Here is a 13,653-nt window from a genome sequence, read left to right as displayed (position 1 = left end):
GTAGGGTGTGTGACATGGCCGACCCCTCCAGCTACCGCCCCAAGCCGGGACAGATCCCGGACTCCCCGGGGGTGTACAAATTCCGCGACGAGCACCGCCGGGTGATCTACGTCGGAAAGGCGAAGAGCCTGCGTCAGCGCCTGGCGAGCTATTTCCAGGACCTGGCGAATCTCCACCCGCGCACCCGCACGATGGTCACGACGGCCGCGTCGGTGGAGTGGACGGTCGTGTCCACGGAGGTCGAGGCCCTTCAGCTGGAGTACTCCTGGATCAAGGAGTACGACCCCCGGTTCAACGTCAAGTACCGCGACGACAAGAGCTACCCCCATCTCGCCGTGACGATGAACGAGGAGTTCCCGCGCGTCCAGGTGATGCGCGGCGCCAAGAAGAAGGGCGTGCGCTACTTCGGTCCCTACGGACACGCGTGGGCCATCCGCGACACCGTCGACCTGCTGCTGCGCGTCTTCCCGGTCCGCACCTGCTCCGCCGGAGTCTTCAAGAACGCCTCCCGCACCGGCCGGCCCTGCCTGCTGGGCTACATCGGCAAATGCTCCGCCCCGTGCGTGGGCCGCGTCTCGCCCGAGGAGCACCGCGATCTGGCCGAGGAGTTCTGCGACTTCATGGCGGGCCGTACGGGGACGTACATCCGCCGGCAGGAACAGCAGATGACGGAAGCCGCCGAGGAGATGGAGTACGAGCGCGCGGCCCGGCTGCGCGACGACATCGAGGCCCTGAAGAAGGCCATGGAGAAGAACGCGGTCGTGCTCGCGGACGCGACCGACGCCGACCTCATGGCCGTCGCCGAGGACGAGCTGGAAGCCGCGGTGCAGATCTTCCACGTGCGCGGCGGCCGCGTGCGCGGCCAGCGCGGCTGGGTCACGGACAAGGTGGAGGCGCTCACCACGGGTGACCTCGTCGAACACGCGCTCCAGCAGCTCTACGGCGAGGAGAGCGGCGACTCCGTCCCCAAGGAGGTGCTCGTCCCGGCGCTGCCCGATCCGGTGGAACCGGTTCAGGAGTGGCTCACCGCCCGCCGCGGCTCGAACGTGTCGCTCCGCATACCGCAGCGCGGCGACAAGAAGGCGCTGATGGAGACCGTGCAGCGCAACGCGCTCCAGGCGCTCGCCCTGCACAAGACCAGGCGCGCCTCCGACCTGACCACGCGCTCGCGCGCCCTGGAGGAGATCTCCGAGGCCCTCGGCCTGGACAGCGCGCCCCTGCGGATCGAGTGCTACGACATCTCGCACCTCCAGGGCGACGACGTGGTGGCCTCGATGGTCGTCTTCGAGGACGGACTCCAGCGCAAGAGCGAGTACCGGCGCTTCCAGATCAAGGGCTTCGCCGGCCAGGACGACGTCCGCTCCATGCACGAGGTGATCACCCGCCGCTTCCGGCGCTACCTCGTGGAGAAGGAGCGGACGGGGGAGTGGACGGACGCCGAGGACGCCGCCTCGGGCATCGCCCGGACCCTCGCGCCTTCCGCCCCGCCCGCCGGGACCGATGGGGCGGACACCGACGGCTCCGCCTCCGCGGCCCCCCTCTCGCTGAGCGCCTTCTCCGAGGACGACGGCCGTCCCAAGCGTTTCGCCTACCCGCCGCAGCTCGTGGTCGTCGACGGCGGCCGCCCGCAGGTCGCCGCCGCGCAGCGGGCCCTGGACGAACTCGGCATCGACGACATCGCCGTCTGCGGACTCGCCAAGCGCCTGGAGGAGGTGTGGCTGCCGGGCGAGGACGACCCCGTGGTCCTGCCGCGCAGCAGCGAGGGCCTGTATCTGCTCCAGCGGGTCCGGGACGAGGCCCACCGCTTCGCGATCACCTACCAGCGCGCCAAGCGGGCCAAACGCTTCCGGTCGGGCCCTCTGGACGACGTGCCGGGCCTGGGCGAGTCCCGCAAGCAGGCACTGATCAAACACTTCGGCTCCGTGAAGAAGCTCCGGTCCGCGACGATCGACCAGATCTGCGAGGTTCCCGGTGTGGGACGCAAGACGGCGGAGACCATCGCCGTGGCCCTCGCCCAGGCGACCCCCGCGGCACCCGCCGTGAACACGGCCACTGGAGAGATCATGGAAGACGACGAACACGCGGCGCCCGGGACGACGCCGGGCCCCGTGGAGGAGCCCGTGACCGCGGGAGCCTCGGACGAGCGACGGGGGCAGGAGACATGACCGAGAACGAAGCGCGTGATCAGGAACGCCCGGCACAGGGCGAGGAGACACACAGCCAGGCGGGCGAGAATCACGCCGAGCGTGAAGCGCCGAAGGAAGACGGAGCACAGGTGGGTACGGGCATCGAGACGGCCGGGGCGGGAGTCCCGGACGCCGTCATTCCCGAGCTGGTGATCATCTCCGGCATGTCCGGAGCCGGCCGGTCCACGGCCGCCAAGTGTCTGGAGGACCTCGGCTGGTTCGTCGTCGACAACCTGCCGCCCGCCCTGATCCCCACCATGGTGGAGCTCGGCGCCCGCTCCCAGGGCAACGTGGCACGCATCGCCGTGGTCGTCGACGTACGAGGCCGCCGGTTCTTCGACAACCTCCGCGAATCCCTCGCCGACCTGGAGTCCCGCAGCGTCACCCGGCGGATCGTCTTCCTGGAGTCCTCCGACGAGGCCTTGGTGCGCCGCTTCGAGTCGGTGCGCAGACCGCACCCGCTCCAGGGGGACGGCCGCATCGTGGACGGGATCGACGCCGAGCGCGAGCTGCTGCGCGAGCTGCGCGGCGACGCCGACCTCGTCATCGACACCTCCAGCCTGAACGTGCACGAGCTGCGCGCCAAGATGGACGCCCAGTTCGCGGGCGAGGAGGAGCCCGAGCTGCGGGCCACCGTCATGTCCTTCGGCTTCAAGTACGGCCTGCCGGTCGACGCCGACCTGGTCGTGGACATGCGCTTCCTGCCCAACCCGCACTGGGTCCCGGAGCTGCGCCCCTTCACCGGCCTGAACGAGGAGGTCTCGGCGTACGTCTTCAGCCAGCCCGGGGCCAAGGAGTTCCTCGACCGCTACTCCGAGCTGCTCCAGCTCATCGCCGCCGGCTACCGGCGCGAGGGCAAGCGCTATGTGACCATCGCCGTCGGCTGCACGGGTGGCAAGCACCGCTCGGTGGCGACCGCCGAGAAGCTCGCCGCCCGCCTCGCCTCCCAGGGCGTGGAGACCGTGCTCGTCCACCGGGACATGGGGCGCGAGTGACCGGACGTACCACCCTGCGGCTGGGCCGGCTGCGCCGGGAGATCCCCCGGGACCGGACCCAGCCGGCCGCGGCGCGCGGCGCCAGACCGCGCCGCCGCGGGGCGCAGCCCAAGGTCGTCGCCCTCGGCGGCGGCATGGGGCTGTCCGCCTCGCTCGCCGCGCTGCGCCGGATCACCGGCGACCTCACCGCCGTCGTCACCGTGGCCGACGACGGCGGCTCCAGCGGGCGCCTGCGCGACGAGCTGGGCGTCCTGCCGCCCGGTGATCTGCGCAAGGCGCTGGCGGCGCTGTGCGGTGACGACGACTGGGGTCAGACCTGGGCCCGCGTCATCCAGCACCGCTTCCAGTCCAAGGGCGACCTGCACGAACACGCGGTCGGCAATCTGCTGATCGTCGCCCTGTGGGAACAGCTCGGCGACCATGTGCAGGCGCTCGACCTGGTCGGCAAGCTGCTCGGCGCGCACGGCCGGGTGCTGCCGATGTCCGCCGTGCCCCTGGAGCTCCAGGCCCTGGTCAAGGGGCACGACCCGGAGCGGCCCGAGGAGATCGCCACCGTCCGGGGCCAGGCGAACGTGGCGCTCACCCCCGGCGAGGTCCAGTCCGTGCACGTCGTGCCGCACGACCCGCCGGCCGTGCCCGAGGCCGTGGCCGCTGTCCTGGACGCGGACTGGGTGGTTCTCGGCCCGGGGTCCTGGTTCTCCTCGGTCATTCCGCACCTTCTGGTGCCCGAACTGCTGGACGCCGTCAGCCAGACCAGGGCCCGCCGGGTACTCTCCCTGAACCTCGCACCGCAGCCCGGAGAAACCGAGGGCTTCTCCCCGCAGCGTCATTTGGAGGTTTTGGGACGACACGCCCCTAAACTCGCCCTGGACGTGGTGCTGGCCGACGAGGCTGCCGTGCCCGACCGCGAATCTCTCGCCGACGCCGCCCAGCGGTTCGGTGCCGCGGTCGAGCTGGCGCCGGTGGCCAGGCCCGACGGATCTCCGCGGCACGATCCGGAGCTGTTGGCCGCCGCGTACGACCGTATTTTTCGGATGCATGGAAGGATCGGCCCATGGCGATGACGGCAGCGGTGAAGGACGAGATCTCCCGGCTCCCCGTCACCCGGACCTGCTGCAGGAAGGCGGAGGTCTCGGCCATCCTGCGGTTCGCCGGCGGCCTTCACCTGGTGAGCGGCCGGATCGTGATCGAGGCGGAGCTGGACACCGCGATGGCGGCGCGCCGGCTGAAGCGGGACATTCTGGAGATCTTCGGCCACAGTTCCGAACTGATCGTGATGGCGCCCGGCGGACTGCGGCGCGGTTCGCGCTATGTGGTGCGCGTGGTCGCGGGCGGTGACCAGCTGGCCCGCCAGACCGGCCTCGTGGACGGGCGGGGACGCCCGATCCGCGGACTGCCGCCGCAGGTGGTCTCGGGGGCCACCTGCGACGCCGAGGCGGCCTGGCGCGGGGCCTTCCTCGCCCATGGCTCGCTCACCGAGCCCGGCCGGTCCTCGTCCCTCGAGGTGACCTGCCCGGGTCCGGAGGCCGCGCTCGCGCTGGTCGGTGCCGCCCGCAGGCTCTCGATCGCGGCGAAGGCCCGTGAGGTGCGCGGTGTGGACCGGGTGGTCGTCCGCGACGGCGACGCGATCGGCGCGCTGCTGACCCGCCTCGGCGCGCACGAGTCGGTGCTGGCCTGGGAGGAGCGGCGGATGCGCCGTGAGGTCCGTGCCACGGCGAACCGGCTCGCCAACTTCGACGACGCCAACCTGCGCAGATCGGCGCGCGCCGCCGTCGCCGCCGGGGCCCGTGTCCAGCGTGCCCTGGAGATCCTCGCGGACGAGGTGCCGGAGCACCTCGCCGCCGCCGGGCGGCTGCGGATGGAGCACAAGCAGGCCTCCCTGGAGGAGCTGGGCGCGCTCGCCGACCCGCCGCTGACCAAGGACGCCGTCGCGGGGCGGATCCGCCGGCTGCTGGCGATGGCCGACAAGCGGGCGCAGGACCTCGGGATCCCCGGGACGGAGTCGAGTCTGTCCGAGGAGATGGCGGACAACCTCGCGGGCTGACCCGGACCCGCGGGGCGTCGTGAACGACGTACGGGATCAGCTGACGGAGAGTCACCATGCCGGCGCCGAAGCCCACTTGGGGCATCGGCGCCGGTGTCCTTCGGCCCGCGAGGCACCCTTGACTTGACCTTGAAGTGTCATGAGCCTGGCATCTGTTCGCTGCTGTGGCGAACCCGTGCAAGGGGGGCTCATGAGACGAAGAGCGAGCGCGATCCTCGCTACCGGCGCGCTCCTGCTGGGCGGTGCGGCCGTGGCGCCGGTCGCCCGCGCGCAGGACGGCGGTTCACCCAGGCCCGACGCGAACGCCGTGAAGGTGTTCCGCGCCGAGGTCACGAAGCAGCAGGTACCCCTGCTGCTCGCGGCCGGCCAGGACAGTCACGAACTCGGCGACACGACCTGGAAGAACGGCAGGAGCACGGTCGAGGTCTACGTCACCGACCAGCAGGCCGCGAAGCTGGAGAAGCAGGGCGTCGACCTCACCGAGCACACGCTCTCCGCCCGGGCCGAGAGCCGGGTCGCGGCCGCCGACCAGGGGGTGTTCCGCCCGTACAGCGGGAAGGGCAACCTCGAAGAGGAGATCATCAGGACCGGTCAGGCCAACCCGGGACTGACCAAGGTCGTCTCCATCGGCAAGACCCTGAACGGCCAGGACATCCTCGCGCTGAAGCTGACCAAGGGCGCCAGGAAGACCAAGGACGGCTCCAAGCCGTCGGTGCTGTACATGTCCAACCAGCACGCGCGCGAGTGGATCACGCCCGAGATGACGCGGCGGCTGATGCACTACTACCTGGACCACTACTCCACCGACAAGCGCGTCAAGAAGATCGTCGACTCCACCGAGCTGTGGTTCGTCCTGTCGGCCAACCCCGACGGCTACGACTACACCTTCAAGGACGCCGACACCCGCCAGTGGCGCAAGAACCTGCGGGACGTGAACGGCGACGGCGTCATCTCCACCGGTGACGGCGTCGACCTCAACCGCAACTTCGCCTACAAGTGGGGCTACGACGACGAGGGCTCGTCCCCCAACCCCACCAGTGAGACCTACCGGGGCGCGAGCCCGGAGTCCGAGCCCGAGACCAGGGCGCTCGACGCCTTCGAGAAGCGGGTCGGCTTCACGTACGGGATCAACTACCACTCCGCCGCCGAACTGCTGCTCTACGGAGTGGGCTGGCAGGTCGCGACGCCGACGCCGGACGACGTGCTCTACAAGGCGCTCGCCGGGACCCCGGAGCACTCCGCGATCCCGGGCTATCACCCGCAGGTCTCCTCGGAGTTGTACACCACCAACGGCGAGGCGGACGGCCACGCGGGCAACGTCAACGGCATGGCGATGTTCACCCCCGAGATGTCGACCTGTCAGACGGCCTCGGACATCGACCCGAACGACGCCTGGAACGCGGCGGACTGCGCCTCGGTCTTCACCTTCCCGGACGACGAGAAGCTGATCGAGCAGGAGTTCGAGAAGAACGTCCCGTTCGCGCTCTCCGTCGCCGAGACCGCGGCGCACCCCGACCGGCCGTCCTCCTCGGTGGGCCTCGACGCGCCCGACTTCACCCCGGCCGCCTTCACCACGTCGTACTCCCGGGGCGCCGGCCAGGAGGTCTCCGCCGTCGTCCGCAAGTCCGTGCGCGACAAGCGGCTCAGGTATCGCGTCGACGGCGGCCGTACGCACACCGTCGCGGTCAGGCCCTGGCGGGGCGGCGAGACCTACGGAGGCTCCGACAACCTCTACTTCGACGAGTACCGCGCCAAGATCACGGACGGTGGCCCGGGCGACAGCGTCGAGGTCTGGTTCACCGGAGAGACCAGAGCCGGAAAGCCCACCGCCAGCAGCCACTTCACGTACACGGTGGCGCAGCGGCAGAAGGCCGACGTGCTCGTGGTCGCCGAGGAGGGCGCCGCCGCCACGCAGGCGCAGACCTACGTCGACGCGCTGAAGGCCGACGGGCGGAAGGCCCCGGTCTGGGACGTCTCCACCCAGGGCGCGCCCGACGCGCTCGGTGTGCTCGACCACTTCGGGACCGTCGTCCACTACACCGGCGCCCTGCGGCCCGGCAACGCCACCCAGCTTCAGCTGCGGGCCTTCCTCAACGAGGGCGGCAAGCTGGTCGAGGCGGGCGAACTCGCCGGCGGCAGCGTCGACCTCGGCGGCGGCACGCTCTCGAACGACTTCAGCCAGTACTACCTGGGCGCCTACTCCCGTACGTCCACGCCCGGCGCGAAGGGCTTCACCGGCTCGGGGAAGCTCGGCGGCGCCACGGGAGCGCTGGGTGACGCGCCCGGCAACCCGCTGAACGCGGCGGGCACCTACGGCGTCACCTCCGACTCGCTCTCCGGGGCGCAGTACCCGCAGTTCGCCTCCGGCGCGGGAGCGGGGCAGTTCAGCGGGACCGTGAATCCGTACGGGCCCTACGCGGGTTCGTACATGGCCGCCGCGGTGCACACCGACGACGCCTACAAGCGGCTCACCCGCACCATCGACCTCACCGGTGTCTCCGCCGCCGACAAGCCGGCGCTGAGCTCCCGGATGCTGTGGGACACCGAGCCCGGCTACGACCACGCGGTCGTCGAGGTCCACACGACCGGCGCCGACGACTGGACCACGCTTCCCGAGGCGGGCGGTGCGACCACGACGGCCGTCCCGGCCGAGTGCGAGGCCGGCTTCCTCGCCCAGGAACACCCGTGGATCAGGCACTATCTGACCGTGAGCGCGGCGGGCTGCACCGCCACCGGATCGAGCGGCCGGTGGAACAGCCTCACCGGCGCGTCCAGCGGCTGGCAGCAGGTCTCCTTCGACCTGAGCGCGTACGCCGGCAGGTCCATCGAGGTCTCGATCAGCTACATCAGTGACCCGAGCACGGGCGGTCACGGTCTCCTCGTCGACGACGCCTCCCTCGTGGTCGGCGGGAACTCCGTGGCCACGGAGGGCTTCGAGTCCTCCCTCGGCCCCTGGAGCGTCGCCGGACCGCCCGCGGGCAGTCCGGCGGTGCTGCGGGACTGGACGCGCACCGGGGAGCTCTTCAAGACCTACGGGGCGGTCACCACGGAGAACACCGTGCTGCTGGGCTTCGGCCTGGAACACGTCGGTACGGCTGCCGACCGCGCGGCTTTGATCGGAAAGGCACTTTCGGCACTCGACAACTGACCGTACGTGACCATCACATGAACAGAACGGGCGATCCGTACCCCTACTGACGGGTACGGATCGCCCTGCCGTGTATGGCCGTGGTCGATGTCACTCAGGGGCCTTGGGGGAGGTAGGGTCGGAGGCGGTCGGGGACATCCCATACAAACTCGCCGACACTTGAGTCGGCGTACCTAACGAGGAGATCGGTTCGTGACGATCCGCGTAGGCATCAACGGCTTTGGCCGCATCGGTCGTAACTACTTCCGCGCGCTGCTGGAGCAGGGTGCTGACATCGAGATCGTGGCTGTCAACGACCTGGGTGACACCGCGACCACCGCCCACCTGCTCAAGTACGACACCATTCTGGGCCGCCTCAAGGCCGAGGTGTCGCACACCGCCGACACGATCACCGTCGACGGACACACGATCAAGGTCCTGTCCGAGCGCAACCCCGCCGACATCCCGTGGGGTGAGCTCGGCGTCGACATCGTCATCGAGTCGACCGGCATCTTCACGAAGAAGGCCGACGCCGAGAAGCACATCGCCGGCGGCGCCAAGAAGGTCCTCATCTCGGCTCCGGCCAAGGACGAGGACATCACCATCGTGATGGGCGTCAACCAGGACCAGTACGACCCGGCGAACCACAACATCATCTCCAACGCCTCCTGCACCACCAACTGTGTGGCGCCGATGGCCAAGGTTCTCGACGAGAACTTCGGCATCGTCAAGGGCCTGATGACGACGGTTCACGCGTACACCAACGACCAGCGCATCCTGGACTTCCCGCACTCGGACCTGCGCCGCGCCCGCGCCGCCGCCGAGAACATCATCCCGACCACGACCGGTGCCGCGAAGGCCACCGCCCTGGTCCTCCCGCAGCTCAAGGGCAAGCTGGACGGCATCGCCATGCGCGTCCCGGTCCCGACCGGCTCGGCCACCGACCTGGTCGTCACCCTCCAGCGCGAGGTCACCAAGGACGAGGTCAACGCCGCGTTCAAGAAGGCGTCCGAGGACGGCGACCTCAAGGGCTTCCTGGCGTACACCGAGGACCCGATCGTCTCCTCGGACATCGTCAGCGACCCGGCCTCCTGCACCTTCGACTCCTCCCTGACCATGGTCCAGGAGGGCAACACGGTGAAGATCCTCGGCTGGTACGACAACGAGTGGGGCTACTCCAACCGCCTCGTGGACCTCACGGTCTTCGTCGGCGGCCAGCTCTAGTCACCCGAGCAGGCACCTCGATGTGAGCCAGGGCTCGGGCAGCGCGACGCCGCGCTGCCCGAGCCCTGCGCCACGTCGTGACCGATCAGCCCCCTCGGATCCCCAGAGCCTTTCCTAGGAGTCGCTTCATGAAGACGATCGACGAGCTTCTCGCCGAAGGAGTGTCCGGCAAGCGGGTCTTCGTCCGCGCCGACCTCAACGTGCCGCTGGCCGACGGCCTCATCACCGACGACGGCCGTATCCGCGCCGTCCTGCCCACCGTCAAGGCGCTGGCAGGCGCGGGCGCCAAGGTCATCGTCGCCTCGCACCTGGGCCGCCCCAAGGGCGCCCCTGACCCGGCCTTCTCGCTGCTGCCCGCCGCCGAGCGCCTCGGTGAACTCCTCGACGCACCGGTCGCGTTCGCGCAGGACACCGTCGGCCCCGCCGCCCACGAGGCGGTGGACGGTCTGGAGCCCGGCCAGGTCGCGGTGATCGAGAACCTCCGCTTCAACGCCGGCGAGACGTCCAAGGACGACACCGAGCGCGGCGAGTTCGCCGACCGGCTCGCCGCCCTCGCCGACGTGTACGTGGGCGACGGCTTCGGTGCCGTGCACCGCAAGCACGCCTCCGTGTACGACCTCCCGGCCCGGCTGCCGCACTACGCCGGCTACCTCATCGCCACCGAGGTCGGCGTCCTGAAGAAGCTCACCGAGGACGTCGCGCGCCCGTACGTCGTCGCGCTCGGCGGCTCCAAGGTCTCCGACAAGCTCGCCGTCATCGACCAGCTGCTCGGCAAGGCCGACCGCATCCTGATCGGCGGCGGCATGGCCTTCACCTTCCTCAAGGCCAAGGGCTACGAGGTCGGCGCCTCGCTGCTTCAGGAGGACCAGATCCCGGCCGTCACCGAGTACATGGCGCGCGCCGAGAAGCTGGGCGTCGAGCTGGTGCTCCCGGTCGACGTCGTGGTCTCGCCCGGGTTCCCGGACCTGAAGACCAAGGCGCCGTCCGAGCACAGCGCCGTCGACGCGGACAAGATGCCCGAGGGGCAGCTGGGCCTGGACATCGGCCCGAAGACCGGCGCCCTGTACGCCGCCAAGCTCACCGACGCCGAGACCGTCTTCTGGAACGGTCCCATGGGCGTCTTCGAGCACCCCGACTACGCCGAGGGCACCAAGGCGGTCGCCCAGGCCCTCGTCGAGTCCAAGGGCTTCACCGTCGTCGGTGGCGGTGACTCCGCCGCCGCGGTGCGCACCCTCGGTTTCGACGAGAACGCATTCGGCCACATCTCGACCGGTGGCGGCGCCTCCCTCGAATACCTCGAGGGCAAGACGCTCCCCGGCCTCGCCGCACTGGAGGACTGACCTAGATGAGCACGCGCACGCCGCTGATGGCGGGCAACTGGAAGATGAACCTCAACCACCTCGAGGCCATCGCGCACGTCCAGAAGCTCGCCTTCGCCCTGGCCGACAAGGACTACGAGGCCTGTGAGGTCGCCGTCCTGCCGCCCTTCACCGACCTGCGCTCCGTGCAGACCCTGGTCGACGGCGACAAGCTCAAGATCAAGTACGGCGCCCAGGACCTGTCCGCGCAGGACTCCGGCGCCTACACCGGCGAGATCTCCGGCTCGATGCTGGCGAAGCTCAAGTGCACGTACGTGGCTGTCGGCCACTCCGAGCGCCGCCAGTACCACAACGAGACCGACGACGTCGTGAACGCCAAGGTCAAGGCCGCCTACAAGCACGGTCTGACGCCGATCCTGTGCGTGGGCGAGGAGCTGGACGTCCGCGAGGCGGGCAACCACGTCTCCCACACCCTCGGCCAGGTCGAGGGCGGTCTCAAGGACATCCCCGCCGAGCAGGCCGAGTCCGTCGTGATCGCGTACGAGCCCGTCTGGGCCATCGGCACCGGCAAGGTCTGCGGCGCCGACGACGCGCAGGAGGTCTGCGCCGCGATCCGCGCCAAGCTCGCCGAGCTGTACTCCCAGGAGCTGGCCGACGCGGTCCGCATCCAGTACGGCGGCTCGGTCAAGTCCGGAAACGTCGCCGAGATCATGGCGAAGCCCGACATCGACGGCGCTCTGGTCGGCGGCGCGTCGCTCGACGCCGACGAGTTCGTCAAGATCGTCCGGTTCCGCGACCAGTAAGTATGCGGTAGCGGCGATTCGTCGTACCCTTGCGGGGGTCTGGTGCCATCGCGCCGGACCCCCGTCGTCCATCCAGTCCCGAGGAAGTTGGTCCAGCCGTGGTTTTGGGGTTCTCGATCGCCCTGATCGTCTTCAGCCTGCTGCTGATGCTGCTGGTGCTGATGCACAAGGGAAAGGGCGGCGGCCTGTCCGACATGTTCGGTGGCGGCATGCAGTCGTCCGTCGGTGGCTCCTCGGTCGCCGAGCGCAACCTCGACCGCATCACCTTGATGATCGGTCTGCTCTGGTTCGCCTGCATCGTCGTTCTCGGTTTGCTGATGAAGATCAACAACTGATCACCGAACATCATCGGTACGGCAGCACAACTGCACATTACGCAAGCACATTCCGCACGTAAGGCCCCATGTCCGGTACGCGCCTCCAGGCGCCGCCTATCATGGGGCTTGCGTCTAGGGGTGGGGATGTAACTCCAATCACTGGACGCGCGTTGGGCCTTACGTAGACTGAGGCGCTCGCAACGAAGCGACACGCCGACTCGCTTCGCGGCACCATCACGCAGGGAGTTACGACCGTGGCAAGTGGCAACGCGATCCGAGGAAGCCGGGTCGGGGCGGGGCCGATGGGCGAGGCCGAGCGCGGCGAGTCCGCGCCACGGCTGCGCATCTCCTTCTGGTGCTCCAACGGGCACGAGACGCAGCCCAGCTTCGCCAGCGACGCGCAGGTTCCCGACACCTGGGACTGCCCGCGCTGCGGCTTCCCCGCCGGACAGGACCGGGACAACCCCCCGGACCCGCCGCGCACCGAGCCCTACAAGACCCACCTCGCGTACGTGCGGGAGCGGCGCAGCGACGCGGACGGCGAGGCGATTCTCGCCGAGGCGCTCGCCAAACTGCGGGGCGAGATCTAGGAGTTGAGAGCCGGCCGGGTGTCCTGCGGACGTCTGGCCGGAAGCGTGTCGCGGTGACGTAGTGGCCGGTGGCCGCCCACCCACCGCCGACTCCGTCGCGCCCGGACGCGCATCCGGTGCCGGTCTCACGTTTTCTGGTGCCGGACGGACGAGTGTCCCGCGCCCGTCGTTCGGTGCCCGCTCCGTGCGCCGCCGCGTCCCGCGTGCGCCCGCTTCGTACGCCGCCGAGTCCCGCGTGCGGGGACGGAACGGCGGCCGGTCACGCCGATGCAGCAGCGTGGGCCCGGAATCATGACGGGCCGGGCAGCCCGGAATCCGCGCGATCTCCCGGCGGAGCGCTGTCCCGTCAGGCGGGCGATGTGGCCCGCAACCCTGCGCCGGCTTTCCCCCCGCGGCCCCGCGGCCCGCTCGGACCCGGCGGGCGCGGCAGCCCGGAATCCCGCGTTGACTCTCCCGCACGGCCCTGCCCGGCCCGGGCTCGGTGGCCCGCGACCGGGTGCCGGCTCCCCGCGAAGCCGTGCCCCCGAGCCGAACGGACCGGCACCGTTCGCGGACGTGTGGCCCCTGACTGCCCGCCTTCCGCCGTCGTCGCGCTGACACCTGCGGGCCGCCGGGACGTATCTGTTGTTGAGCCGGTGGACGCACTACGACAGCTCGTGTCCAGCCCTGATCAATTAGGTTGGGACCGGCGCGGGGCAAGGTACGCAGCAGCACAGGCAGGAAGAAGGCGGAAGTCCGAGATGAACGCAGACAGCCGTACCAGGCTCAACCAGACACCCGAATGGACCGCTCTGGCCAAGCACCGCGAGGAGCTCGCCGGCACCCATCTGCGCGAGCTTTTCGCGGCCGAACCCGGACGCGGCTCCGGCTACTCGCTCCAGGTCGGCGATCTGCACGTCGACTACTCCAAGCACCTGGTCACCGACGAGACGCTGCGGCTGCTGCGCGAGCTGGCCGTCGCCACGGACGTGTTCGGGCTGCGGGACGCGATGTTCCGGGGCGAGAAGATCAACGTGACCGAGGACCGGGCGGTGCTGCACACGGCGCT

General features: G+C 70.1%; 10 protein-coding genes and 1 pseudogene. All 11 read left to right on the top strand.

What is annotated here, in order from left to right:
* Nucleotides 1–14 precede the first annotated feature (14 nt).
* Nucleotides 15–2,165, top strand: a complete 2,151-nt coding sequence (gene uvrC, locus ACZ4AA_RS37000; protein WP_467612638.1) for an excinuclease ABC subunit UvrC — start codon at nucleotides 15–17, stop codon at nucleotides 2,163–2,165.
* Complete coding sequence (rapZ, locus tag ACZ4AA_RS36995) at nucleotides 2,162–3,181, top strand: RNase adapter RapZ (RefSeq protein WP_467612636.1); 1,020 nt, start codon at nucleotides 2,162–2,164, stop codon at nucleotides 3,179–3,181. The genes uvrC and rapZ overlap by 4 nt, the downstream gene beginning before the upstream one ends.
* The gene (locus tag ACZ4AA_RS36990) at nucleotides 3,178–4,245 is read left to right on the top strand and encodes a gluconeogenesis factor YvcK family protein (protein WP_467612633.1); all 1,068 of its coding nucleotides are present in this window, start codon (nucleotides 3,178–3,180) and stop codon (nucleotides 4,243–4,245) included. The genes rapZ and ACZ4AA_RS36990 overlap by 4 nt, the downstream gene beginning before the upstream one ends.
* A complete protein-coding gene (gene whiA / locus ACZ4AA_RS36985; RefSeq protein ID WP_037624822.1) occupies nucleotides 4,236–5,225 on the top strand; it encodes a DNA-binding protein WhiA in 990 nt (329 codons plus the stop codon). Before ACZ4AA_RS36990 ends, whiA begins: the two co-directional genes overlap by 10 nt.
* A 190-nt stretch (nucleotides 5,226–5,415) precedes the next feature.
* A complete protein-coding gene (locus ACZ4AA_RS36980) occupies nucleotides 5,416–8,373 on the top strand; it encodes a M14 family metallopeptidase (protein WP_467612630.1) in 2,958 nt (985 codons plus the stop codon).
* A gap of 192 nt (nucleotides 8,374–8,565) precedes the next feature.
* Nucleotides 8,566–9,576: a type I glyceraldehyde-3-phosphate dehydrogenase gene (gap, locus tag ACZ4AA_RS36975; protein ID WP_328668454.1), complete on the top strand. Its 1,011-nt coding sequence runs from the start codon at nucleotides 8,566–8,568 to the stop codon at nucleotides 9,574–9,576.
* Nucleotides 9,577–9,704: 128 nt separating this feature from the next.
* Nucleotides 9,705–10,916, top strand: a complete 1,212-nt coding sequence (locus ACZ4AA_RS36970) for a phosphoglycerate kinase (RefSeq protein ID WP_467612627.1) — start codon at nucleotides 9,705–9,707, stop codon at nucleotides 10,914–10,916.
* A gap of 5 nt (nucleotides 10,917–10,921) precedes the next feature.
* Nucleotides 10,922–11,698: a triose-phosphate isomerase gene (gene tpiA / locus ACZ4AA_RS36965; protein WP_467612625.1), complete on the top strand. Its 777-nt coding sequence runs from the start codon at nucleotides 10,922–10,924 to the stop codon at nucleotides 11,696–11,698.
* Between the two features lie 98 nt (nucleotides 11,699–11,796).
* Nucleotides 11,797–12,033, top strand: coding sequence for a preprotein translocase subunit SecG (gene secG / locus ACZ4AA_RS36960; protein ID WP_467612622.1), 237 nt, complete (start codon nucleotides 11,797–11,799; stop codon nucleotides 12,031–12,033).
* A 236-nt stretch (nucleotides 12,034–12,269) separates the two neighbouring features.
* Nucleotides 12,270–12,605: an RNA polymerase-binding protein RbpA gene (locus tag ACZ4AA_RS36955; protein WP_003957010.1), complete on the top strand. Its 336-nt coding sequence runs from the start codon at nucleotides 12,270–12,272 to the stop codon at nucleotides 12,603–12,605.
* Between the two features lie 740 nt (nucleotides 12,606–13,345).
* Nucleotides 13,346–13,653: pseudogene (locus ACZ4AA_RS36950) on the top strand (glucose-6-phosphate isomerase); the annotation flags it as partial.

The sequence above is a fragment of the Streptomyces sp. NPDC024698 genome (assembly GCF_055559015.1).
Note: the sequence above shows the minus strand (reverse complement) of the source record. Positions and strands in the feature narration are given on the sequence as shown.

What these genes read in the sequence shown, in the direction of transcription:
- ACZ4AA_RS36970 (WP_467612627.1), top strand. Translation starts at nt 9,705, where the DNA reads ATGAAGACGATCGACGAGCTTCTCGCCGAAGGAGTGTCCGGCAAGCGG.
- ACZ4AA_RS36980 (WP_467612630.1), top strand. Translation starts at nt 5,416, where the DNA reads ATGAGACGAAGAGCGAGCGCGATCCTCGCTACCGGCGCGCTCCTGCTG.
- rapZ (WP_467612636.1), top strand. Translation starts at nt 2,162, where the DNA reads ATGACCGAGAACGAAGCGCGTGATCAGGAACGCCCGGCACAGGGCGAG.
- uvrC (WP_467612638.1), top strand. Translation starts at nt 15, where the DNA reads ATGGCCGACCCCTCCAGCTACCGCCCCAAGCCGGGACAGATCCCGGAC.
- whiA (WP_037624822.1), top strand. Translation starts at nt 4,236, where the DNA reads ATGGCGATGACGGCAGCGGTGAAGGACGAGATCTCCCGGCTCCCCGTC.
- tpiA (WP_467612625.1), top strand. Translation starts at nt 10,922, where the DNA reads ATGAGCACGCGCACGCCGCTGATGGCGGGCAACTGGAAGATGAACCTC.